This is a genomic window from Terriglobia bacterium (genome assembly GCA_020073185.1).
Classification (GTDB): domain Bacteria; phylum Acidobacteriota; class Terriglobia; order Terriglobales; family Acidobacteriaceae; genus JAIQGF01.
The window spans coordinates 1-22,809 of sequence record JAIQFT010000016.1 but is presented as its reverse complement, the minus strand read 5'-3'; the positions used below and the strand labels follow the sequence as shown (position 1 = coordinate 22,809).

Annotated in this window: 23 protein-coding genes and 1 tRNA gene; 17 read left to right on the top strand and 7 right to left on the bottom strand. The window is 62.3% G+C overall.

Features of this window, described 5'->3' with window-relative positions:
• Nucleotides 1-65: 65 nt before the first annotated feature.
• The 3 genes from LAN64_07780 to LAN64_07770 all read right to left on the bottom strand — a co-directional run bounded on the left by LAN64_07780 (nt 66) and on the right by LAN64_07770 (nt 3,521).
• A complete protein-coding gene (locus tag LAN64_07780) occupies nt 66-1,643 on the bottom strand; it encodes a 3,4-dehydroadipyl-CoA semialdehyde dehydrogenase (protein MBZ5567736.1) in 1,578 nt (525 codons plus the stop codon).
• 314 nt (nt 1,644-1,957) lie between these two features.
• Nucleotides 1,958-2,623 (bottom strand): DUF2461 domain-containing protein, encoded by a 666-nt coding sequence (locus LAN64_07775; protein ID MBZ5567735.1) that lies wholly within the window; start codon nt 2,621-2,623, stop codon nt 1,958-1,960.
• Between the two features lie 280 nt (nt 2,624-2,903).
• Nucleotides 2,904-3,521 (bottom strand): bifunctional precorrin-2 dehydrogenase/sirohydrochlorin ferrochelatase, encoded by a 618-nt coding sequence (locus LAN64_07770; GenBank protein MBZ5567734.1) that lies wholly within the window; start codon nt 3,519-3,521, stop codon nt 2,904-2,906.
• A 273-nt stretch (nt 3,522-3,794) separates the two neighbouring features.
• Between LAN64_07770 and dsrA the strand changes: the two genes are divergently transcribed.
• The 15 genes from dsrA (at nt 3,795) to LAN64_07695 (ending at nt 18,143) form a co-directional block, all read left to right on the top strand.
• Entirely contained in the window at nt 3,795-4,994 is a 1,200-nt protein-coding gene (gene dsrA / locus LAN64_07765) for a dissimilatory-type sulfite reductase subunit alpha (GenBank protein MBZ5567733.1), read from the top strand.
• Complete coding sequence (dsrB, locus tag LAN64_07760; protein MBZ5567732.1) at nt 4,991-6,076, top strand: dissimilatory-type sulfite reductase subunit beta; 1,086 nt, start codon at nt 4,991-4,993, stop codon at nt 6,074-6,076. Before dsrA ends, dsrB begins: the two co-directional genes overlap by 4 nt.
• 35 nt (nt 6,077-6,111) lie before the next feature.
• A complete protein-coding gene (locus LAN64_07755) occupies nt 6,112-7,311 on the top strand; it encodes an FAD-dependent oxidoreductase (protein ID MBZ5567731.1) in 1,200 nt (399 codons plus the stop codon).
• Nucleotides 7,281-7,643 carry a TusE/DsrC/DsvC family sulfur relay protein gene (locus LAN64_07750; protein MBZ5567730.1) on the top strand — a complete coding sequence of 121 codons (363 nt, stop codon included), beginning with the start codon at nt 7,281-7,283 and terminating at the stop codon, nt 7,641-7,643. The genes LAN64_07755 and LAN64_07750 overlap by 31 nt, the downstream gene beginning before the upstream one ends.
• Nucleotides 7,644-7,647: 4 nt before the next feature.
• Nucleotides 7,648-8,094, top strand: coding sequence for an RsbRD N-terminal domain-containing protein (locus tag LAN64_07745; GenBank protein MBZ5567729.1), 447 nt, complete (start codon nt 7,648-7,650; stop codon nt 8,092-8,094).
• Nucleotides 8,095-8,103: 9 nt separating this feature from the next.
• A complete protein-coding gene (dsrM, locus tag LAN64_07740) occupies nt 8,104-9,111 on the top strand; it encodes a sulfate reduction electron transfer complex DsrMKJOP subunit DsrM (GenBank protein ID MBZ5567728.1) in 1,008 nt (335 codons plus the stop codon).
• The gene (locus tag LAN64_07735) at nt 9,086-10,681 is read left to right on the top strand and encodes a (Fe-S)-binding protein (GenBank protein ID MBZ5567727.1); all 1,596 of its coding nucleotides are present in this window, start codon (nt 9,086-9,088) and stop codon (nt 10,679-10,681) included. The genes dsrM and LAN64_07735 overlap by 26 nt, the downstream gene beginning before the upstream one ends.
• Complete coding sequence (dsrJ, locus tag LAN64_07730; protein ID MBZ5567726.1) at nt 10,674-11,075, top strand: sulfate reduction electron transfer complex DsrMKJOP subunit DsrJ; 402 nt, start codon at nt 10,674-10,676, stop codon at nt 11,073-11,075. Before LAN64_07735 ends, dsrJ begins: the two co-directional genes overlap by 8 nt.
• Nucleotides 11,072-11,836, top strand: coding sequence for a 4Fe-4S dicluster domain-containing protein (locus LAN64_07725; GenBank protein MBZ5567725.1), 765 nt, complete (start codon nt 11,072-11,074; stop codon nt 11,834-11,836). The genes dsrJ and LAN64_07725 overlap by 4 nt, the downstream gene beginning before the upstream one ends.
• A gap of 12 nt (nt 11,837-11,848) precedes the next feature.
• Nucleotides 11,849-13,000 carry a polysulfide reductase NrfD gene (gene nrfD / locus LAN64_07720; GenBank protein ID MBZ5567724.1) on the top strand — a complete coding sequence of 384 codons (1,152 nt, stop codon included), beginning with the start codon at nt 11,849-11,851 and terminating at the stop codon, nt 12,998-13,000.
• A 3-nt stretch (nt 13,001-13,003) separates the two neighbouring features.
• Complete coding sequence (locus LAN64_07715; protein ID MBZ5567723.1) at nt 13,004-14,509, top strand: YeiH family protein; 1,506 nt, start codon at nt 13,004-13,006, stop codon at nt 14,507-14,509.
• Between the two features lie 3 nt (nt 14,510-14,512).
• Complete coding sequence (locus LAN64_07710; GenBank protein ID MBZ5567722.1) at nt 14,513-14,665, top strand: hypothetical protein; 153 nt, start codon at nt 14,513-14,515, stop codon at nt 14,663-14,665.
• 70 nt (nt 14,666-14,735) lie between these two features.
• The gene (gene cobA, locus LAN64_07705; protein ID MBZ5567721.1) at nt 14,736-16,445 is read left to right on the top strand and encodes a uroporphyrinogen-III C-methyltransferase; all 1,710 of its coding nucleotides are present in this window, start codon (nt 14,736-14,738) and stop codon (nt 16,443-16,445) included.
• A gap of 17 nt (nt 16,446-16,462) precedes the next feature.
• On the top strand, nt 16,463-16,720 hold the full coding sequence (locus LAN64_07700; GenBank protein MBZ5567720.1) for a hypothetical protein: 258 nt from the start codon (nt 16,463-16,465) through the stop codon (nt 16,718-16,720).
• Nucleotides 16,721-16,730: 10 nt separating this feature from the next.
• Nucleotides 16,731-18,143 (top strand): cobyrinate a,c-diamide synthase, encoded by a 1,413-nt coding sequence (locus LAN64_07695; protein ID MBZ5567719.1) that lies wholly within the window; start codon nt 16,731-16,733, stop codon nt 18,141-18,143.
• A gap of 76 nt (nt 18,144-18,219) precedes the next feature.
• Here LAN64_07695 and LAN64_07690 read toward each other — a convergent pair whose 3' ends face one another.
• Nucleotides 18,220-18,927 (bottom strand): DUF4197 domain-containing protein, encoded by a 708-nt coding sequence (locus tag LAN64_07690; protein ID MBZ5567718.1) that lies wholly within the window; start codon nt 18,925-18,927, stop codon nt 18,220-18,222.
• 231 nt (nt 18,928-19,158) lie between these two features.
• Complete coding sequence (locus tag LAN64_07685) at nt 19,159-19,527, bottom strand: PilZ domain-containing protein (protein MBZ5567717.1); 369 nt, start codon at nt 19,525-19,527, stop codon at nt 19,159-19,161.
• Nucleotides 19,528-20,534: 1,007 nt separating this feature from the next.
• On the opposite strand from LAN64_07685, the gene LAN64_07680 reads away from it, so the two are divergent.
• Entirely contained in the window at nt 20,535-20,864 is a 330-nt protein-coding gene (locus LAN64_07680; GenBank protein MBZ5567716.1) for an STAS domain-containing protein, read from the top strand.
• A gap of 264 nt (nt 20,865-21,128) precedes the next feature.
• Entirely contained in the window at nt 21,129-22,028 is a 900-nt protein-coding gene (locus tag LAN64_07675) for an NAD(P)H-binding protein (protein ID MBZ5567715.1), read from the top strand.
• 90 nt (nt 22,029-22,118) lie between these two features.
• On the opposite strand, the gene LAN64_07670 is transcribed toward LAN64_07675, so the two are convergent.
• Together LAN64_07670 and LAN64_07665 are read right to left on the bottom strand one after the other, a co-directional pair.
• A complete protein-coding gene (locus LAN64_07670) occupies nt 22,119-22,400 on the bottom strand; it encodes a hypothetical protein (protein MBZ5567714.1) in 282 nt (93 codons plus the stop codon).
• Between the two features lie 102 nt (nt 22,401-22,502).
• Nucleotides 22,503-22,577: transfer RNA gene (locus tag LAN64_07665), tRNA-Cys, on the bottom strand.
• Nucleotides 22,578-22,809: the final 232 nt, after the last annotated feature.

The following is a 22,809-nucleotide window of genomic DNA, read 5'->3' as shown; positions in this document are numbered from 1 at the left end:
TTTACGATGCGGCGAGGAGGGTTGGCGTTGAGCTGAATCGGCGTTCTGTAACGCACCTTGGCGGTTTACGTGTAGAGCAACGCGGCATCGGTGCAGCGCGCCGCGAGGCTGGCGACGAGGGCGGACGGCCCCTGCACCACCATGCGCTGGTGATAGAGCAGCAGGGCGCGCAACCCGGCAGCCTCTTCACCGCCGCCGGCACGCCCGGGGCCGCCGTGCAGACAACTGGGCACGACGTTGCCATGCCCGGTGTGCTGGGCGCCGACGGAACCGTCTACCACCATAATGCGCCCGTGCAGATCGCCGATACCGAGTACCGTTTGCTCGACGAATTGCGGATCATTAGAAAAGATGGAGCCGACCAGGGAACCGAGGCCGCGGCGGGCGATCGCAATCAAGTCGCCGGTAGAGTCGTAGGCCACCAGCGTAGCCGCCGGACCAAAGACCTCGACATCGTGCACGGCGCCGGCACTGAGCCCGTCGGTGCAGGCGAGCAGCGTGGGTTGGACGAAGGCGGCGCGCTGCGCATCGGCGTCGATCGGTTGGAAATTGTCATCGCCGCCAAATACCACCGTGCATTCGTTCTTCAATTGCGCGATTCCCTTCAGGCACGCGGCCTGCTGCGACTTGCTGACCACCGGACCCATTTTCACTTCCGGATTGCGCGGATTGCCGACCTTCACCGCGGCGAGCTTGGCGGCGATGGCATCGCCCACGACTTTCAACTGCGCGCGCGGAACCAGTATGCGGCGGATCGCGGTGCATTTCTGGCCGGTTTTGAGGGTCATCTCACGCACCACCTCCTTCACCAGCAAGTCGAACACGTCGCTACCGGGCGCACCGTCGGGGCCGAGAATCGTGGAGTTGATGCTGTCAGCCTCGAGGTTGACGCGCACCGAGCGGGCGAGCACGTTAGGATGCGAGCGGATTTTCATGCCGGTCTGCGCCGAGCCGGTGAAGCAGATGACATCTTCCTCGCGCACGTGCTCGGGGAGGTCGTGCGCCGCTCCGCATAGGATGGAGAGCGCGCCTTCGGGCAGAACATTGGCCTTGACGATATCTTCCACCATGCGTTGCGTGAGCCACGCCGTGGCCGAGGCCGGCTTCACCACGACGGGCACGCCGGAAAGCCACGCCGGCGCGGCCTTCTCGCAGAACCCCCAGGCGGGAAAGTTGAAGGCGTTGATGAAAACGGCGGCGCCTTTGCGCGGCATGAGGAAGTGCTGCCCGACGAAGGCACCCGTTTTCGAGAGCGCGACCACGGCGCCTTCTTTGAGCATGGTGCCGTCCCCCAGCGCGCGTCCGGCCTTGGCGTAGTGCTTCATGGTGTAGATTGCGCCGTCCACGTCGAAGGAGGCGTCCGCCTCGGTGGCGCCGGAGTTCTGCACAGAGATGCGGAAGTATTCCGCGCGATTGGCCGCCAGCACCTCGGCAACCTTGGCCAGCAGGTCGGCGCGTTGCGCGTAGGAGAGCGCCCGCAGCGCCGGGCCGCCGTGCTGGCGCGCGAATTCGAGCACCGCGCCGGCATCGATGTTTTCGGACGAAACCCGCGCCAGTTCTTCGCCGGTGACCGGGTCCAGCAGCGCCTCGCCGCTGCCCGCGCCTTGCTGCCACTGCCCGCAGACATAGTTCGCCAGCTTCATCTCCGCTCCTGAATGTCGTTGGTCGTTTGTCGTTAGTCGTTGCGCGAACCGCTAAGGGTCAACGACGAACGACGATCATGCCGCCCGGGAATCCACAGCCCCGGCAATTAGAGTCTACCGGACGCCGCGCGGCTTCACACCAACCGCCCGGCGCGAAGAACCACGACCGCGCGCCAGTCGGGAGGCCAACCGGCGCACTCGCGCCTCGAGCTCGCGCTGGCGGATGAAGTCGGGTGAGCCACGGTGCATCATTTCGCGCCGCACCCAGTCCAGCGCTGCAAGCACTTCGTGGATGGACGGCGGCCGCTGCATGATCAGAATTTTAGTCCCAGAGCGCTGCTCAAGAACCGCGCCAGCGGCGCCATGGTGCGGCACGCGCCAGCCAACACCGGCATGAACCTGGGGCTACACACTTGCTGGTCGCTGAAGTCGACGGAGGTCCCCAGGTCCTTCAGCTTGAGGTCTTCGACGAACGCGTGGTCGGGCGCAAATCCCCGCGGCGGGCGGCTCAGCTTGTTCGCGTCGTCCCAGTTCAACAGGCCGCGAACTCTTCTCCATTCCTCGGCGCGTGCCGTGATCGCGGTACGCACCTGCAACAGGACCGGCGGCTCCGGATGCCATAGTCCGGCGGCGGCAAAGCACCCGCCCGGCTCCAAGTGCAGGTAGAAGCCGGGTGAATGGACGTCGCGCCCGGCATGGGAAAAGCGCATTGCCAGATGAGTTTTGTAAGGGCGCTTGTCGTGGGAGAACCGCGTGTCACGATAGATGCGGAACAGCGATCCCCGGCTGGAGCGCGGATCGGAGACCAGGTAGGGCGAGATCTCGAATAGCGGTCCGGCAAAATCGGCGATGAAGTTCAGCGCCGGCTGGCGAACGCAGCGTTCATATTCCTGCTTGTGACGCAGAAACCAGTCACGGTTGTTGTTGCGCTTGAGCCGCTTCAGGAAGTCGAATAGTTCTGCAGTGAAATAGGCGGGCATAACCCGTAGTGTAGCCGGGCAGTTGCCTTCGCCTCCAGCGCAGGTGCCAAGACAGGACCGGCGAGTCAGCGCTTGCAGCGCCGTATCCCGCTTGCACGATGTCACGTGATGCAGGTCACACCCTTGAGCCCGTTTCCTGGCACAACGCACAGCCTTGCTCCAGCGGCAGTGCCCTGCGGCCGCGAACGACAGCATTGGCGGGGGGTAGGAATGAAGCCCGGTTTCCTTGAGTGGGTGTGGTGTTGATCACAGGCTGGACTACCGAGCGGCAGGCCGCCGGTCATTCCTTTTGCGCGGGTTCGGTGACCGTGGGGCGCGCGCGGACAAATTCCTCGTACGCGGCGCGGCTGGCAATCTCGTCCAGCAACCGGCGCCGGTCTTCCTCTGTCATGTTGCGGGCAAGAATTTCGCGGCGCTGCCGGCCGACGTGCTCTACCCAGTGCTCGTATTCCGGCCCGAACTGCTGCTCCAACTCCACACGCAGGCGGTGCGCCAGGGCAGGACTCTGCCCGCTGGTGGAGACGGCAATCTGCAATGCTCCACGGCGCACGACCGCGGGATAAAAGAAATCACAGTGCTCCGGATCGTCTACGACATTGCACAGCATCCCCCGCTCGGCGCTGGCGCGAAAAACTGCTTCGTTCACACTAGGGGAATCGGTAGCGGCGATCACCAGAAACGTGCCGTCAAGGTCGTGAGGCACGAACTCACGCTGATGCCAGGTGAGGCGGGCTGCCCGCGCCTGCTCCTGGACCCATTCACCGGCGCGCGGCGCAACCACGATCACCGGCGCGCCGGCAGCCAGCAGAGCCTCCGCTTTGGAGGCCGCAACCTCACCCGCGCCTACCACGACGCATCGGCGGGCCCGCAATCGGACCAAAATGGGAAACAGGTCCATCCCTCATCCTCGCTGCCAGGGGGCTTCGCGATATCAACATGGTACCCCAGCGGGACCCGCATCAACAGCGGTCATTGCGCCACTTCGTCCGGCAGGCGGCGCACCCCCACTATCACATCGTGCCTGTGATCACTGTCTTTATGGCCTGTGATGTACTCGCCGATCACATCCTTGCTTGACCCGGGTCACATTCAGCGCGTTCTAGCGGGCCTAGGCTGAACCGTTAGCCCACTTGCATTCCTGCGGAAATTGGCAGGAGGCAAAGGAGACATCATGGCCGATGCCACCAACGGAAAACCGAAAACCGAGCTGCTGGACCAGTTGGAACAAGGCCCATGGCCCAGCTTCGTCAAGGAAATCAAATCAGCCTCGCAAAGCAGCGAAAAAGCAACCGACCTGCTCCGCCAGTTGGAACGTTCCTACGAGGAGAAGAAGGGGCACTGGAAGCACGGCGGCATGGTCGGCGTGCTCGGCTATGGCGGCGGCGTAATCGGCCGCTACAGCGACCTCCCGGAAGAATTTCCCCAGGTCGCGCATTTTCACACCATGCGCGTGAACCATCCCGCGGGATGGTTTTACACCAGCGATGCGCTGCGGACGATCTGCGATATCTGGGAGCGGCACGGATCGGGCCTGACCAACATGCACGGTTCCACCGGCGACATCATCCTGCTGGGAACGACTACCGACCAACTTGAGCCTGCGTTCCAGGAATTGGCGCAAAACGGCTTCGACCTGGGCGGGTCCGGTTCGGCGGTGCGCACTCCCAACTGCTGCGTGGGCATGGCGCGCTGCGAGTGGGCCTGCTTCGACACCATGAAGCTGTGCTACGACGTCACCCAGGCTTACCAGGACGAACTGCATCGTCCGGCGTTCGCCTACAAGTTCAAGTTCAAGTTTGCGGGCTGCCCGAACGATTGCGTCGCCTCCATCGCGCGCGCCGATCTTTCCGTCATCGGGACGTGGAAGGACGACATCCAGGTTGACGATGCGGAGGTCGCCAACTACGCCGCCGCTGGCGTCGATATCCAGAAAGAGGTCTGCGATCTCTGCCCCACCAAAACCATGGGCTGGGACGGCAAGAAGCTCTCGATCGACAACCGCGAATGCGTGCACTGCATGCACTGCATCAACGTGCTGCCCAAGGCGCTGCGCCCCGGCAAGGAACGCGGCGCGGTCATCCTGATCGGGGCCAAGGCGCCGATCATGCAGGGGGCGCTGCTCTCCTCGGTCCTGATCCCGTTTGTTCCCGCGGCCGAACTGCTGGACACGTTGAAGGAACTGGTCAAACGGATCTGGGACTTCTGGGATGAGTACGGCACCAACCGCGAGCGGGTGGGCGAGTTGATTCAGCGCGTGGGCATGCCGGCGTTCCTGGACGGAATCGGTCTGGAACCGGTGGCGGAGATGGTGTCGGCGCCGCGTGACAACCCATACATATTCTTCGAAACCAAGAACGGAGGCGCGCAATGACAACGGCACCGAAGACTCCACGCATCACCGACATTGGACCGCCGCATTACCAGAAGTTCCTGCCTCCGTTGGTGAAGAAGAACTACGGGCAATGGAAGTATCACGAAATGCTGGCGCCGGGCGTGCTGTGTCACGTGGCGGAATCGGGCGACCGGCTGTACACCGTGCGCGCAGCCACGCCCCGGCTGATGGCGGTGCAGACGCTGCGTAAGTTCGCCGACCTGGCGGACAAGTACTGCGGCGGGCACCTCCGTTTTACCAGCCGCAACAATATCGAGTTCCTGCTGGAAGAGCGGAACAACATCGAGCCGCTCAAGCAGGAACTGGCGCAGCTTGGCTTCCCGGTCGGCGGGACGGGGAATTCGCTGAGCAACATCGTGCACACACAGGGCTGGGTCCACTGCCACTCGGCGGCGACGGATGCGTCCGGCATTGTGAAGGCGGTGATGGACGCGCTCTACGACCGTTTTACCCACCAGGACTTGCCGGCCAAGCTGCGCATCGCGATGGCTTGTTGCCTGAACATGTGCGGCGCGGTGCACTGTTCGGATATCGCCATTCTCGGCATTCATACGGTGCCGCCGAAAATCCAGCACGCCACCCTGCCCAAGGTGTGCGAGGTGCCGACGCTGATCGCATCGTGTCCCACCGGCGCGATCCGCCCGGCAACGTATGAGGGCAAGCCCTCGGTGGAGCTGATCGAGGAGCAATGCATGTTCTGCGGCAACTGCTACACGGTATGCCCGGCCATGCCAATGAACGACCCGGAGCACGACGGGCTTTCGATCTGGGTGGGCGGCAAGGTGAGCAACGCGCGCAGCGCGCCGAAGTTCTCCAAGCTGGCGGTTCCGTTCCTGCCCAACAATCCGCCGCGCTGGCCCGAGGTGGTGGATGCGGTGGTCAAGATCGTGGACGTGTACGCCAAGAACGCCCGCAAGTACGAACGCGTGGGCGAGTGGATCGAGCGCGTTGGCTGGCCGCGGTTCTTCCAGCTCACCGGGTTCGAGTTCACCCGCTACCACATTGACGACTTCAAACATGCCGGGTTGACGTATGCGAGGTCGGCGCACATCAAGTACTGATTGCGCCTGAGGCCCGCGGCAGCGGGAATGGGCTCATGGGGCTATTCAAGGAAGTCAAGAAGCCGGTGATCAAGGGGGCGACAGCGGGGTCTGGCGATGTCAGCCCGTTGCGCCCCCGTTATGTGGAAATGACGCCGCCGTGCGCGGACCGTTGTCCGCACGGAAATGACATCCGCGACGTGCTGGTCGGCTTGGCACAGGCGTCGGCGTACGGACGAACGCCAGCGCAGGCGTTCGAGCTGGCATGGAAGCGGATCGCCGAACGCAATCCGTTTCCCGCGATCTGCGGCAGGACTTGCCAACACCCGTGCGAGCTGGCGTGCAACCGCAAGGCGAAGGATGGCGCGGTCGCGGTTCACTTGGTCGAGCGATTCCTGGGCGATTATGCAATCGCGCACGGGTTCAAGCTCGCGAAGGCAACCGGCGCGGTCGCCGAAAAAGTGGCGATCGTGGGCGCCGGGCCGGCGGGACTCTCGTGCGCGTACCAGTTGGCGCGCCACGGCTACGCGGTAACGGTATTCGATGCCGCGCCGCAACCGGGCGGCATGATGCGCTACCGCATGCCGCGCAGCGTCATCCCCGGGGAGGTGCTGGACGCCGAGATTAAGAACCTGCTCGACTTAGGGGTGCAGATCAAATGCGGTTCGGCGATCGGGCGAGACGTAACCCTCGCCGATATTCGCCGCGATCACGCCGCCGTCTTCTTCGCCATGGGTTTGCAGAAGGCATCGCAGCTCGCCGTCCAACGCGATGGAGAGGGCGCCGTTGTGGTAGGCGAACTTGTTCCCGAGTCTCCTGCCGGCCCGTACGTGGAAGTCAGTGAGCTGGACGCGCGCGTCGCCAACACCATCAGTCCCGCAATCGCCCAGGGACGCTCGGTCGCGGAATCAATTCACGGTTTTCTGTCCGGCCGCCAGCCGGAGAGCAAAGCCGCCCCTCCCCCAGTAATCAAGGCGGAGCGGGTGAAGCTGGACTGGTATCCGGCGGCGCCGCCGCACGCTGAGGTTTCCCCGGCGATCCAGTTCGGCCTCACCGAAGCCGAGGTCGTCGAAGAAGCCAAGCGCTGCATGTCGTGCGGCATGTGCATGGACTGCGAAACCTGCTGGATGTATTGCACCAACAACTGTTTCGTGAAACTGCCCAAGGGCGAGCATTACAAGATCAAGCTCGAACTCTGCAATGGCTGCAAGAAGTGCGTGGAAGCATGCCCTTGCGGATACATCGAGCTGAACTAAGCGAGGTCAGAACCGTGCCGGTATTCGAATTCGAAGGACGCAAGTACGAAGTGGATGAAGACGGATTTCTGCAGGAACCCGAGCGCTGGAACCAGGACGTGGCCAAGGATTTCGCGCAAACCGAGGCGATCACCGACCTCACCGACGGGCACTGGAAGGTGATCAACTACATCCGCAACTACTATGTCCAGTTCGGCATCGCGCCCATGGTGCGGAAGCTCTGCAAAGAGACGGGATACAAGCTCAGCGAGATTTATCAGTTGTTCCCGTCCGGGCCGGCCAAAGGTGCGTGCAAGCTGGCAGGACTGCCCAAACCAACGGGCTGCGTGTGATGTTATGGCGAGCAGTGATGACCTGGTGGAGCAGTGGTTGGCGCAGACTCTGGAGTCCTTTCCCCACCTGAGCGCCAAGTTTCTGGCGTCGGAAAAGGATCGATTCCGCAACCCTGTGGGGCACGCGTTGCACACCAGCATGGCCGTATTGTTGCAGGAAGTGCTCGGCAACATGGACGCAGGCAACATCGCGCCGGCGCTGGACGCAATCGTGCGTATTCGCGTAGTGCAGGATTTCACGCCCAGCCAAGCGGTCGGGTTCGTGTTCCTGCTGCGGCCCATCGTGCGCGGATCGAATCCGGCGCGGCCGGCGATGATCGAGGCGCGCATCGATCAACTCGCGCTCATGGCGTTCGACCGGTACATGCTGTGCCGCGAGCAGATCGCCGAGATTCGCGCCAACGAGGCCCGGCGCCGCCTGCGGGTACGGCCGGCGCTGCGCCATCCGTGAGGCGAAGAGATGCAGGTGGTGTACGTATTCGGGGCCCTCGGCGCGGTCATGGTAGCCGCCGGGGCAGGAGTGTTGATCGGCGGGAGCGCGTGGATGGCCGCCGTCGCTTATGCCGGCTTTGCCGTCTTCCTCGCCGGCCTCTGCTACCGCGTCGTGCAATGGGCGGCGGCGCCGGTGCCGTTTCGCATCCCGACCACTTGCGGGCAGCAAGCATCACTGCCCTGGATCAAGAGCGCGTCGTTGGAGAATCCCTCAACCACCAGCGGCGTGCTGGGCCGCATGGGGCTGGAAATCCTCCTCTTCCGCTCGCTCTTCCGCAACAGCCAGGTCGGGCTCCGCGAGAGACGGCTGATCTTGTCCGAGCAAAAGTACCTCTGGCTGGCGGCGCTGGCGTTTCACTGGTCGTTGCTCATGATCCTGGTTCGACATCTGCGGCTGTTCATCGAGCCCGTGCCTGCGCTGGTCGTTGCGCTGGCACGCATCGATAGCTTTTTCCAACTCGGCGTGCCGGCCGTCTACGTCTCGGACATCGTGCTTGCGTGCGCGCTCGCGTACCTGCTGTTGCGCCGCTTCCGCGACCCGGTGGTCCGCTACATTTCGCAGTTCAGCGACTACTTCGCGCTGCTGACGCTGATCGGCATTGCCGCATCCGGCCTGTTGATGCGCTACGTGACCCGCGTGGACGTGGTCGCCGTCAAGCAGTTCGCGCTCGGGCTGGCGGCGTTTCACCCGGTGCATCCGGCGGCGCTGGGTTCGGTGTTTGCCGTGCACCTGACGCTGATCAGTGTACTGGCGGCGTACATCCCCTTCAGCAAGCTGATGCATATGGGCGGAGTGTTTCTCAGCCCGACCCGAAATCTTGCCAATAACAACCGTGCGAAACGGCACGTGAACCCCTGGAACTATCCGGTCAAGACTCACAGTTACGCGGAGTGGGAGGACGACTTCCGGGACAAGCTCAAGGCAGCAGAGATTCCGCTCGAGGCCGACCATGCCACCAGAGCTTCTGCAGATTGAGGCGAAAAAGCCGGGCGGTAACTGGAAGGACCCTGCGGTTCAATTCCGCAAGGGCGTCTTTTGTTATAGCGCCGCGGCCAAAAACGTCCGCGCCCTCGGTCTGCCGAATCCGCGCGACTGGCAGCCCTTCGACGCCGATTGGAAGCTCCCGCCCGACTGGAAACAGATTCTGCTGGCAGGCATGAAGGAGCGGTTGCAGAAATACCGGTCGTTCCGGCTATTCATGGACATCTGCGTGCGCTGCGGGGCGTGTGCCGACAAGTGCCATTTCTACGTCGGCTCCGGCGACCCGAAAAACATGCCGGTAGTGCGCGCCGAATTGATGCGCTCCGTGTACCGCCGCTATTTCACGCTGGCCGGCCGCATTTTTGGCTCACTGGCCGGCGGGCGCGAGTTGACGGAAGACATCGTCAAGGAATGGTTTTACTACTTCTACCAGTGCACCGAATGCCGGCGCTGCTCCGTCTTCTGCCCGTACGGCATTGATACGGCCGAGATCACCATGATCGGCCGCGAGTTGCTGAACCTGATCGGCTGCAACACCAACTGGGTGCTGGAGCCGGCGGCGAACTGCTTCCGCACCGGCAATCACCTCGGCATCCAGCCGCACGGCTTCAAGGACAGCCTGGAATTCGCGGCCGACGAACTGGAAGAGATCACCGGCATCCGGGTCGACGTCCCGATCAACCGCAAGGGCGCTGAAATTCTGTTCGTCATGCCGTCGGCCGATTACTTCGCCGAGCCGCACTACTACACGCTGCTCGGCTACATGATGCTGTTCCACGAGATCGGCTTGGACTTCAGCTTCAGCGCCTTCGCCTCCGAGGGCGGAAATTTCGGGCTGTTCAGCTCGCATGAGCTGATGAAACGCCTGAACGCGAAAGTGTACGAAGAAGCCAAGCGGCTGGGCGTGAAGTGGATCCTGGGCGGGGAGTGCGGCCACATGTGGCGCGTGCTTCACCAGTACATGGACACTATGAACGGTCCTGCCGACTTCCTGGAAAAGCCGGTGTCGCCGATCACTGGGACGAAATTCGAGAACGCGCGCTCGACGCGCATGGTGCACATCTGCGAATTCACCGCCGACCTGATTCACAGCGGCAAGTTGCGGCTCGATGCCTCGCGCAACGACCGCTGGAGGGTCACCTATCACGATTCCTGCAATCCGGCGCGCTCCATGGGCCTACTGGAGGAGCCGCGGTACATCATCCGCAACGCCTGCAACCGGTTCTTCGAAATGCCGGAGAACACGATCCGCGAGCAGACCTTCTGCTGCGGCAGCGGCGCCGGCCTGGGCACGGACGAGAACCTGGAAATGCGCCTGCGCGGCGGCTTCCCCCGCGCCAACGCGGTCAAGTATGTGCAGGAGAGGCACGGCGTCAACCTGCTGGCCTGCATTTGCGCCATTGATAAGGCGACGTTGCCGACGTTGATGGAGTACTGGGCGCCGGGCGTGGAAGTCGGGGGCGTGCACGAGTTGCTCGGCAACGCTCTCGTCATGCGCGGCGAGAAGCCACGCACGGCCGATCTGCGCGGCGAACCGCTGTCAGCGGAGGCAACCCATGCGTGACCGGGTGCTGATCGCGATCGGCTTGCTGCTGTTCGTCGCCATGGCGACGTATCCCGTCTGGCACGCGGTTTACGCCAAAACCACGGCGGCGGGGCCGCAGTTGAAATTGCCGGAACAGCAGAAGACTTGCGTGGCGCCGGTCGCGTTCATGCGCGCCTCGCACATGAAGCTGCTCAACGAATGGCGCGAAGGCGCGGTGCGCGAGCGCCGCCTGGATTACACCTCGTACGACGGCAAGAAATACCGCGTCAATCTCTCTGCCACCTGTCTCGGCGAGTGCCACACCAAGAAAGGGGAGTTCTGCGATCGCTGCCATACCTACGCGGCCGTTTCAGGCCCGTACTGCTGGGACTGCCATGTGGACCCGACCTCCGTCGCCCGGAGGACGCCATGAAGATCACGCGCAAGGAATTTTTTTGCGTAGCAGGTTTGGCGGCTGCGGGCGCGGGCGCGGCCAAGGCGGTGCAGGCGATCAGCGCCGCCGATCCTACCGCTCCGCAAGCGTCAGCCGCCGCCAAGCGCTGGGGCATGGTGATTGATTTCCAGAAATGCCGTGCCGATAAGGACTGCGACGATTGCCTGAATGCCTGCCGTCTGGCGCACAACGTCCCCAACATCCCCGAGCGCGAGCGCGAAGTGAAGTGGGTGTGGAAAGAGCGATACGAAAAAGTCTTCTCCTTCCAGCAGACCGATTACACGCGGCGGGCGTTGGAAGGGCATGTGCTGCCAATCCTGTGCAACCAATGCGCCAATCCCGCCTGCGTGCGCGTGTGTCCCACGGCGGCCACGTGGAAGCGCGAAGACGGCATCGTGATGATGGACTGGCACCGCTGCATCGGCTGCCGCTACTGCATGGCGGCATGCCCCTACGGATCGAGGAGTTTCAACTGGTCCGATCCCCGGCCGTATATCCGCAACCTGACGGCGGAATTTCCCACGCGCACCAAGGGCGTGGTGGAGAAGTGCAATTTTTGCGAGGAGCGGTTGGCGAACGGGCGCGCGCCGGCGTGCGTGGAGGCGTGCCGGCAGAAAGCCATCCTCTTCGGCGACCTGAACGACGAACAGTCATCCGTGCGTCAAGTTTTGCGCGCTCGTTATTCGATCCAGCGCACGCCCGAGCTGGGCACCGGCCCGTCGATTTTCTATTTGGTTTGACCGCCTATGTTCATGTTTGAAAAGGCGATGGTCGGCAGCCGCAGGTACTGGGGCTGGCTCGCATTTCTGCTGGTCCTGATCGCGCTGGGCGGTGTCTGCTACCTCCGGCAGCTTCGCTACGGGTTGGTCATCACCGGGCTCAGTCGCGATGTTACCTGGGGCCTCTACATCGCGCAGTTTACGTTTCTTGTCGGCGTGGCGGCGTCGGCGGTGATGGTGGTGCTGCCGTACTACCTGCATGACGTCCGGCAATTCCAGAAGATCACGATTCTTGGCGAGCTGCTCGCGGTTTCGTCCGTGACCATGTGCATGCTCTTCATCCTGGTGGACATGGGACAGCCGGCGCGGGTGCTGAACGTGCTGCGCTATCCCACGCTGCACTCGGTGATGTTCTGGGACATGGTATCGCTGGGCGGATACCTGGCGCTGAACGCGGTGATTTCGGTGGTGATGCTGAGTGCAGAGCACAACGGAGTGCCGGCGCCGCGATGGATCAAACCGGTGGCGATCCTTTCCATCCCCTGGGCAGTCAGCATTCATACCGTAACCGCGTTTCTGTACAGCGGGCTTCCGGGCCGCACGTTCTGGCTGTCGGCAATCCTGGCGCCGCGCTTCCTGGCATCGGCGTTCGCCTCCGGACCGGCCTTGCTGATCCTGCTGTGCCTGCTGCTGCGGCGGCTGACGTCATTCGACGTTGGGCAGGAGGCCATCCGCAAGTTGGGCGTGATTGTCGCCTACGCGACGTCGATCAGCGTGTTCTTTGTTCTCCTCGAGCTGTTCACGGTCTTCTACAGCCGCATTCCCGAGGAGATGGAGCATTTCCGGTACCTGTTCGTGGGGCTCGAGGGGGAGCGCCACCTGGTTCCGTGGATGTGGATTTCGGTCGCTGCGGCAATGGCCGCGCTGGTCCTGCTACTGGTCCCCAGGCTGCGGGAGCGAGACACCCTGTTGGCGGCCGCGTCGGTGTTGGTGTTTGTTTCTCTTTGGATCGAAAAAGGGCTAGGGCTGATCGTCGGCGGCTTCGTGCCTTCGCCGCTGGGATCGGTCACTCGATATTCGCCCACCGCCCCGGAATGGACCATCGTTTTGGGGGTGTGGGCGATTGGGGCGTTAATGATCACCGTGTTCTACAAGATCACGGTTTCTGTACGCGAGGTGAGGTGAACCATGGCAACGTTGGTTGAGGCGCCACCAAGACCGGCGCCACCGCGAGAAGCACGTCCTGCGGCTCCGCCGCCACAACCGTGGCTGAGCGAGGACTGGCTCTCGGTGTGCATCGGTCTGGGGGTGTTCATACTTTCACTCGGCCTGCTGTTCGGGGCCGACATCCTGGGGTGGGTAGTCACGACGGCGGTTTGGACCGCGCCGGCGAAGGCACTCGCACCCGCGTCGAAAGCTTATAAAACTTTGCCGGGGCTGGTTTCTCTGCTCGGCACTTACATATTCTTGCTGGCGATCCTACTGGCTGGCGCGAAGGCCTTGCGCGCCAACCTCAAATCCTTCGCAAAAGGCTTTACCGGCGTTTTCTTCATCAGTTACGTGTGCTGGTTTATTGGAAGCTGGGCCTACATCGCAGCGACTCCTGATAAGCGGGCGGCGCTGAAGATCCCATGGTCGCTCAACCTGACCAACGAGTCGGGATTCATCCTGGCATTGTTGGCGGGCCTGATCGTGGGGAATTTCCTGCCGGGCGTTGCCAAGAGCATGAAAGAGGCAATCCGGCCCGAGCTCTACATCAAGACGGCGATCGTCATCCTGGGTGGGTTCCTGGGTATCGCCGCGCTGGAGCAGCGGGCGCTTGCCACTTCCGTGATCTTCCGCGGCGCGTGCGCCATCGTCGAGGCTTACCTGATCTACTGGCCGATCGTGTACTTCGTTTCGCGCAAGTACTTCGGGTTCAGCCGCGAGTGGGCGGCGCCGTTGGCGTCGGGTATTTCGATCTGCGGGGTGTCGGCGGCAATTGCCACCGGCAGCGCCATCAAGGCACGCCCGATTGTGCCGATCATGGTGTCTTCGCTGGTCGTGATTTTCGCCGTGGTCGAACTGATGATCCTTCCGTTCGCCGCGCAGCATTGGCTCTATGGACAGCCGATGGTGGCGGGCGCTTGGATGGGATTGGCGGTGAAGACCGACGGCGCGGCAGTGGCTAGCGGCGCGATTGCCGATTCGCTGATTCGCGCCAAGGCCATGGCCGCAACCGGGGTCAACTACGCTCCCAACTGGATCATGGGCGTCAGCACCACGGTGAAGGTGTTCATCGACATCTTCATCGGCGTGTGGGCGTTCATTCTGGCGTGGGTGTGGTCGGCTAAGATCGAACACAAGCAGGGCGAAAAGGTGAAAGCCTCCGCGATCTGGCAGCGCTTCCCGAAATTCATCCTCGGGTACGTTGCCACGTTCGTGATCGTGCTGGCGATCGGCGTACTGGCTCCGGCCCTGATCCCGAAGGTCAAGGCGTCGATGGGGCAGGCCAACGTCCTTCGTGCCCTGTTCTTCGTGCTTACGTTCTTCGCCATTGGTGTGCTCTCCAACTTCCGCAAGCTCTGGGAGGAAGGAATTGCCAAGCTGGCAGGCGTCTACGTGCTGTGCCTGTTCGGGTTCATCATCTGGGTCGGCCTGCTGATTTCCTGGCTGTTCTTCGCCGGAGTGTTGCCACCAATCGTAAAGGGGTGATGTATGGCAGATGTGCGTTTGAAAGATGAACTGCAAAAGATGGAAAGAGAAAAGGAGCCCCTGCTTCCGATTGAAAAGAAGTTGATCTGGTACACCTTCGGAACCGGGGTCATCTTGTTGTTCGTGCTGGTCGCCATCAGCCGAGCGTACTTGTAGAACACCTGGGTTGCGGACCACGCGCAAGCGTGGTCCGCAATCCGGATATGGAACTCATTCGAGTCTGATCATGTATCCGGGAAAAGTTTATTTGGTGGGCGCGGGTCCGGGTCATCCGGAACTGCTGACCGTCAAGGCCGCCGAACTCATCAAGACGGGTGACGTCATTGTTTACGACCGCCTGATCCAGGAAGAAGTGCTGGCCCTCGCGCGTCCGTCGGCGGAGCGCATTTATATGGGCAAGCCGGTCGGGAAGCACGACTCGCGCCAGGATGAAGTCAACGAACTGCTGGTGCGAAAAGCGCGCGAGGGAAGAGTCGTCATCCGCCTCAAGGGCGGCGATCCGTTCGTCTTCGGACGCGGCGGCGAAGAGGCCGAGTACCTCGCCGACCACGGCATTCCGTTTGAAGTCATCCCCGGCGTCTGTTCCGCCTTGTCGGCGCCGTTGAGCGCGGGCATCGCCGTCACCCATCGCGACGCCGCGTCGTCGGTCGCCATTGTTACCGGCCACAACGCCAACGGGACGGAAGCGCGCATGGACTGGCATGCCCTGGCGCGCCTCGACACGCTGGTATTTCTCATGGGAGTCCACAACGTGGACAAGATCGCCGCCAAGCTGATCGCCGCTGGCCGTGCCCCGGAAACCCCCTCCGCCATGGTCCAGAAGGCGTTCTGGCACGACGAATTCACTGTCACCGGAACCCTCGCCACCATCGCTGAAGAGTGCCGCCGTGCCGCGTTGAAACCCCCCGCAACTCTCGTTGTCGGCGAAGTGGTGCGGCTGCGCGAGAGGTTGAAACATTCCCAGCGCGACCTCAGCCGCGCGCGCGCTACTTCCGCGGTTTTGGGGCCGGCGCCCGACGAGCTTTTCCGTCTGGCGGCCGCCGGCTTCGGCGCGCAGGTGCTGGGGTGGGCTCTGCAGAATGAGCTATTCGACGCGCTGGAAGAGCCCGTGCCGGTGTGTGATCTTGCCCACGAGCTTGGTCTCGACGCAGCGGCGCTCAGCGAGATCCTCAACACACTTGTTGCGCTGCGCCTGGTCGAATCCTGCGCCGACGGCTACCGCAATCTTGAGTTGGCGTCGCGTTATCTGCGCCAGACCTCGCCGCAGGGCCTGCGCGCCGCGCTCCTCTATGACGCCGCCCAGTTTTGCAACTGGGACGCGCTTTCGGACTTCGCGCGCCACGGCCATCAAACCGGGTTCGTCGCCCGGAACAAGGAATTGCGCTCGCAGGCCGCCGAGTGCCTGGCCGCCCTGGCCGCCGCCGAGGTGGTGAACCGCCTCGACGCGCCGCCCGCCGGCCCGCTGCTCGTGGTTGGGTGGGGATACGTCGCCTACGGCAAAGCCGTCGCACTGCGCTGGCCGGAACTGGCAGTGCACGGCTGGAACCCGTTTTCCGGCGACCGCACCGGCGTGCCCCGCGCAGAGTTCGGAACGGTGATACTCTCGGGCGTGCTCGAGTGGTGCGGCACACCCGACATTGCCGGTCTCCTGTCGCAAATTTCCATGCCGCCGGACGGCGTTTTGCTGTGCCACGATTCGCTGCTGCCCGTGGGCGTCCAACCGGCGCCGCATGCCGCCCTCCGGGCGCTGGCGCGCCAGGTGGCCGACGGCATCGTCCATAGCTGGTCGTCGGACCGGCTCACTGCGGCGCTGCAGCGCTCAGGTTTTGCGGTTGTGGAATCCACCATCATCTGCGGCGACAGTGCGCTGGTCACCGCGCGTCGCACGGAACCGGAGTCGTGCAAGACCAGCCTCGCGGCTGCGTGCGCGGATTGAGTTTTCAGGGAGGGCCTATGCCGGAAGCGGTACCCGTCGAAAAAATCGCCGAGGAAATGTACGCCCTGATCGTCGAATGTGCCGGGAAGAAGAACCTCAAGGCCGGCGATCTCACCAAGGCCATGGTAGCCAAGTTTGGAGAGGAAGCTTGCAACAAGGAGCAATGCAAACAGGCCATTCGCATCCTCATTGATTCCGGCCGCTGTATTTACGCCTATCTGGGCGGCTCCTACATCCAGTTGCCACCGAAAGAGGAAGGGACCAGTGCCGGCTAGGCGGCTTGCAGTGAAAGAGGAGCGCACATTGCCGCGCGTGGTTGTCGCCGGGTTGGGCGGCGGCAGCGGGAAAACCATTGTCTCCATGGCGCTACTGCTCGCCGCGCGCCGCGCCGGTATTGCAGTTCGCGCGTTCAAGAAAGGCCCGGACTACATTGACGCCGCCTGGCTGAGTTGGGCGTCGGCCAATCCCGCGCGCAACCTCGATACTTACCTGATGGGCTTCGATTGCGCCGTTTCATCCTTCGCCCGCCACGGGGTTTCCGATGGGTTGAACCTCATCGAAGGCAACCGCGGCGTGTTCGACGGCATGGATGTCGCCGGCACTCACAGCAGCGCCGCGCTTGCCAAGGCGTTGCAGGCGCCGGTCCTGCTGGTGTTGAACGTCACGAAAGTCACGCGCACCGCTGCCGCCTTCGTCCTGGGCGCGCGGCAGCTCGATCCTGATCTGCAGATCGCCGGCCTGGTACTGAACCACGTCAACGGCCGCCGACACGAGCAGATTGTGCGCGAGTCGATTGCCTCGGTTTCCGACATTCCTGTCGTCGGGGTTGTCCCGAAGCTCGACATCGGCGAACTCGTGCCCGAGCGCCACCTCGGTCTGGTCACGCCGGACGACCACACGGCGCGCGAGGCGCTGGAAAGCAAACTGCTCGCCGAAGTCGTGCTCCACCTGGACCTGGAATCCATTGTGCGCATCGCGCGCACCGCCGGACCTCTGCGCGCCGAGCTTGAGCCGAAACCCAATCTGCCCGACGCTTCCCATTTAAGAGTCGGCTATCTTAGGGATGCCGCCTTTAGCTTTTACTACGCTGAGAACCTGGAAGCGCTGGAGAGCGCCGGCGCCGAACTGCTTCCCATTTCCGCTCTTACCGCCGGCAGGTTGCCCGCAGGATTGTCGGCGCTCTATATCGGCGGAGGTTTTCCCGAAGTCCACGCCGCCGCGCTCTCGGCGAACACGTCGTTCTTGCAATCCGTGCGCGAGGCGTCGCAGAGTGGGCTGCCGATCTACGCCGAATGTGGCGGCTTGATGTTGCTATCCCGGGGAATCGTCTGGCACGGCTCGCGCCATCCGATGGCGGGCCTGTTCCCCTTCGACGCCCATGTGTGCAGTACGGCCCAGGGCCACGGATACACCGAATTGCTGGTTGACCGCCAGAATCCGTTTTATCCATCCGGGCTGGTGATTCGCGGCCATGAATTTCACTACTCCCGGATCGAATTGCAGGCTGACACGCTCGACACCGTCTGCGAAGTCCGTCGTGGCTCTGGCGCCTGGCAGCACCGTGACGGCATCGTGTCCGGGAACGTCTGGGCGGGCTACACACACGTGCATGCCCTGGCAACTCCGCAATGGGCAAGCGGACTGGTGAATGCCGCGCGGCGTTTCGCGTCATCCTCGATGGCTACGGCGGGAAACTAACGCGCGATGCGCCACCCGAGGTCCGTCTCCAGCACAGCGGAGCCTCCGATCGAATTCTCTGTTCGCCGAAGCCGCGTCACATCCGTTTTCCGAATACTTCCTTCAACAGGGAAGTTGTCCGGGCTACCGGGTCCTTGCGGATTTTCTTCTCTTCTTGACCCAGCATGTAGAAAAGCCCGTCCAGTGTTTTCCCTACGACGTAGTCATCAAGGTTGAAGTTCTGGGCTCCCAGGGGGCCGGCGACGGAGTTCTGCATCATGGCGTTGTACTGTTTGATGACGCCCACATTCACCATGGCTTTGTGAACAATGGGCTTGAACGCCGTGGTCAGTTGCGCGGAGGTCTGCCCTTTGAAATATTCGGTTGCCGCCGTATCGCCGCCCGACAGGATCTTGCGGGCATCATCAAACGTCATCTTGGTTACAGCGCTCAGGAATATCTGCTTGGCTTGTGGAGCGGCCTGCTCAGCGGCGCGATTCATGCCCACTTCAAGTTCGTCCACCTGCGATCCCATTCCAAGGAGCCGCATCCCCTTCCCAACACTCCGAAGCTTGTCGGGAAGTAGAATCTTGATGGCTTCGTTCTTGAGAAACCCATCCGGCTTGCCGGTGGTCGCCACCGCCTTGCCAGTGCTCACAGCGAGCGCCTCTTTCAGCCCGGCCGTGATTTTGTCGGTACTCAGGCCGGCTCCGCTCAGGTTCGCTGATTGCGCCTTCTGATTCGCTTTCTTCCAGATGTCGTCAATCTGCGTCTGCGCCACGCAACCGACGACGACTGCTGTCATGATGATTGAAATCTGCAGAATGCGCCGCATGAGAGCCTCCTTGCCCAGCAGCAACAACCTGACTCTACCCGCAGCCCTGTTCTTCGTAACCTTGAAGGAATGCAATTGAAACGGAATATGTTCCTTGGTTCGATCGAGTAAGCGAAACATGTGGGTGCGGCTCTGGGGAACACCAAGAGCGAATGGTCTCACACGTGGCCTTGCAGGCCGAAGAGCGCCGAATCGGCGGGCCTATGCCTGCGGCACTGCGGCGATACGGTCGATCCGCATAGCAACGCCGTACTGCCCGCCAGCAGAATTCGAGCGAACGACGCGCCCATGGCAGCAAACCATACCGCTCAACGGCAATCCCACTCCCTCCGGCAATCGAATAACGATGTCGATCTCGCTGCCCACTTTGCAACGAGCGTCGGTGAAAAAGAACAGTCCTCGGTCGCTGATGTCTTTCGTGGACGCGGCGATCCTGTGCTTGCCCGCAGTCACGGTCGCCGGAGCTTCGAAGCGAGTGCGGTGCTGGCCGCGTCGTTCTTTGAATTTGGAATCGGTCACGGTGCCTCCCACAACACTCAGGGCCGATGTTTCCCAGGGCTGACGGCTCATGTACCGTGGTCAGAATTCCCGGCCATCGTCGCACGCACCCGGATACTTGAATGTGACCGTCATCACACATCCCAGCCCGGAGTTCCCGAAATGATTGCGCAACCCAACTGTCTCGGCAGCCGCGAGGCAGGGTAGGGGGAGCGGGCGCTGCCTGGACAGTGCGCCTTGATGCGCCGTGTTGCGCCGAGATTTCCCCGTTGTGCATGTTCCAAAGGCGGATTTAGCAGTGTACGACTACTTCCGCCAGATGCGCCAAGGCTGTTGGTTCCGGTTCACGGTTGGCCTATGTTGTGGCGGTGCTACCTTATCCTCACGTTCGCACCGATGTTTACAAAGCGGCGCTGTGTCTGCGTGCCGGAGGCCTGGTTCGCAAGAAACCTGAGTGCTGGACGTGTTCATGGTGCGTATGCGGTTCCGATACCATGGTTAGCGCCGCGCCCGAAGCCGGCCGCTGCCTGGCCAACCAGACGGCGCAGATGGCCAGGAAGAAGCAGGAACCGGCAACCATCATTCGTCGTGCGGCGTGATTGTGGCCACGTTACGCAGGGTCACTTTGTCGCAGTTCTCGTGAACGGCGCCAGTATGGGACTAGAAACCGTCTGCATCGATGATGATCGGGGCGCCCTCGTTACGCCCAGGAGAGGATTGGAGCCTGTTGATTCAGAGAACGGCGTCTGGATGCGCTCTTGCCCCCAGTGCAACGGCGTCTTGTGCAAATCGTCTCCAAACCAAACCCTGCGCTGTGTTTGCGGCTGGGAGTGGCAATCGTAACTCAGGCTGTTGCATCGACGTTGGTCCATTGTCCGCGCGGCAGCCCAGGTGATTGTTTCAGGCGCCCCCTCACGCAGTTCCAACCGGATTGCGCTACTCTCGCCCCAGCTCAATTTTGGAAACGTCTGGGCTCCTGAAACGTCTAATTTGCAGGGCGAATATCCTTCAGAACCAGACGTTCTGTAACGACGTATTCATCTTCATACGCGAGCCTGCAACCGTTCGTGGAGGGCCAAGTGCTCAGGTTTGAAATTCATAATTTCCCGCACGTTACAGTGCTGCGCTGCTCGGGTAGGATCGTTCGCGGTGACGGAGCCGATGACCTTCTCCGGGCAGTAATGTCTCAGGACAAACGCCATCTTCAGATCGACCTCCGCGGCGTCGAGACAATTGACGCAGGTGGATTGGGAGTTTTGGTCGCATTGGAAAAATGGGCGAAGGATGGAGATAGAACCATCCAACTGACAAATCCCTCGAAGCGAATCCGTGAGGTGTTGGAGACCACGCAACTGAGTTCGGTCCTTCAGGTTCGCCCTGCCATTCAGGATTGTGACGACGCCGCGTAGGCATACTGGCTGCAGTGCCCCTTCCGCAGTGCCAGGTGCGCCTGCCTGCGTAAACCTTGAACCGCGCGCGGAGCCGTTCCTCCGGCTGGATGCTCGGGTCTGCCGAACCGGTTGCAGCTGGGCCGCGGTCCCAAGCTGCATTGTCGGTGACGCCGCGCTGGCTGCTTATCCCCTTTCTTGGAACAGCGAAGCCGCCGCACAGGCGAATATTCAGGCAGCACTCCGAGGTTCATCCATCATCTAAGGCTTGAAAAGGAGACTGCTATGTACGTTGTCATGGGTGCAACCGGGAACACGGGAGGTGTGGTTGCGAACAGCCTGCTGGCCAAGGGGCAACAAGTTCGGGCGATTGGCTGGAATGCCGAGCGTTTGAAAGCGCTGGCGGCAAAAGGTGCGCAACCATTTGTCGGCGACATTTCGGACTCGCAGACGCTGACCAATGCCTTCACTGGGGCGAAGGCGGTTTACGTCATGATTCCGCCGGACATGCGGAGCCACGACTTCCGCGCGTTTCAAGACCGCCTCACAGAAGCAATCGCCGCCGCCATCGAGAAGGCGCGGGTCGAGTACGCGGTTTCCCTCAGCAGCATCGGGGCGGACAAATCTGAGCACACCGGGCCGGTGGTGGGGCTGCATCATCTTGAGCAGCGGCTCAATCGCATTGCAGGTCTCAACGTTTTCCATCTACGCGCCGGCTACTTCATGGAAAACACTCTCGCGCAAATCGGGATCATTAAAGCCCACGGCATCACCTCCGGGCCTTTGCGCCACGACCTGAAGCTCCCGATGATTGCCACCCGCGATATCGGCGCCTTTGCCGCCGAGGTACTGTGGGGGCTCGACTTCAAGCGGGAGACCCACGAGTTGTTGGGACAGCGCGACATCAGCATGACCGAAGCCGCGGCGATCATCGGCACAGCAATCGGTAACCCTGACCTCGCATACATTCAGGCGCCTGACGAGCAGGTGCGCATGGGGTTGACGCAAACCGGCCTCTCACTGAACACGGCCAATCTTATTCTGGAAATGTCTGCTGCCATGAATTCGGGGTACATGCGGGCGTGGGAGCAACGCTCCGCACGCAATAGTTCGCCGACTTCGTACGAGGCTTTTGTAGCGGAGGAGTTCGTGCCTCTCTACCAAAGCCGGGCAGCAGCCGCGTGAAGCTTAGTGGTACGCGAGCTTCGCGCGGCGTGTCTTTGGTCAAGGGCGTGGACGGCGGATCGGCAGGTCGCGACGCGAACTCCCCGGGAATCAGTGTTTGTCGTGGTCGTGATCACCATGACCGCCGTGCCGCCAACCCCAGTATTCTTTCTGCTCTTCGGGGCTGCGCTGAGCCCACTCGCGATGCTCTCTATGGTTATCCGTTTCCCAGCGGCGGTAGTAGGCGTCTTCGCCCGGGCTCCAGCGATGGTAGTCGCGACGGTAGGGGTCGTATACGCGGGCGTATCTGTGCTCTGCGCAGCCGACGTTCACCAGCGGCGCAGCAAGCGTACAGGCGATCAGCAGCGTGGTGATGTAGTCATGCCTATGCATTCCCGGCGCGCCTCCATCGGCGCCATACAATTAGACTGGGATCGGCATGTCTTGCGTTGCCCGAGTCTCCGGAAGCTAACGGCTAAGAGCTAAGGGCAGTTTTGGAGGCGCGGGTGAGAATCGAACTCACGTATAAAGGTTTTGCAGACCTCTCCCTTACCACTTGGGTACCGCGCCGCCCTCAGTGCGGCGCCTTAAGTTTAAGCGCCCGGACGACAAGAGTCGAGGTGCACGCGCCAGAGGCAAAGCGGAGTAGGGAACCGACGAAGAGCTAATGCAACTAGGAGTTCCCCCGGCTCTGCCGGGGAGGCTCCCAAAGTTTGACAGTTCCGGGAGTATGCCGTCGCATTGTTTGCGCGTGCGATTGAGCAGCGTGTGCGTGGCGGTTTTGCAAGCGCACAGCTTTCAC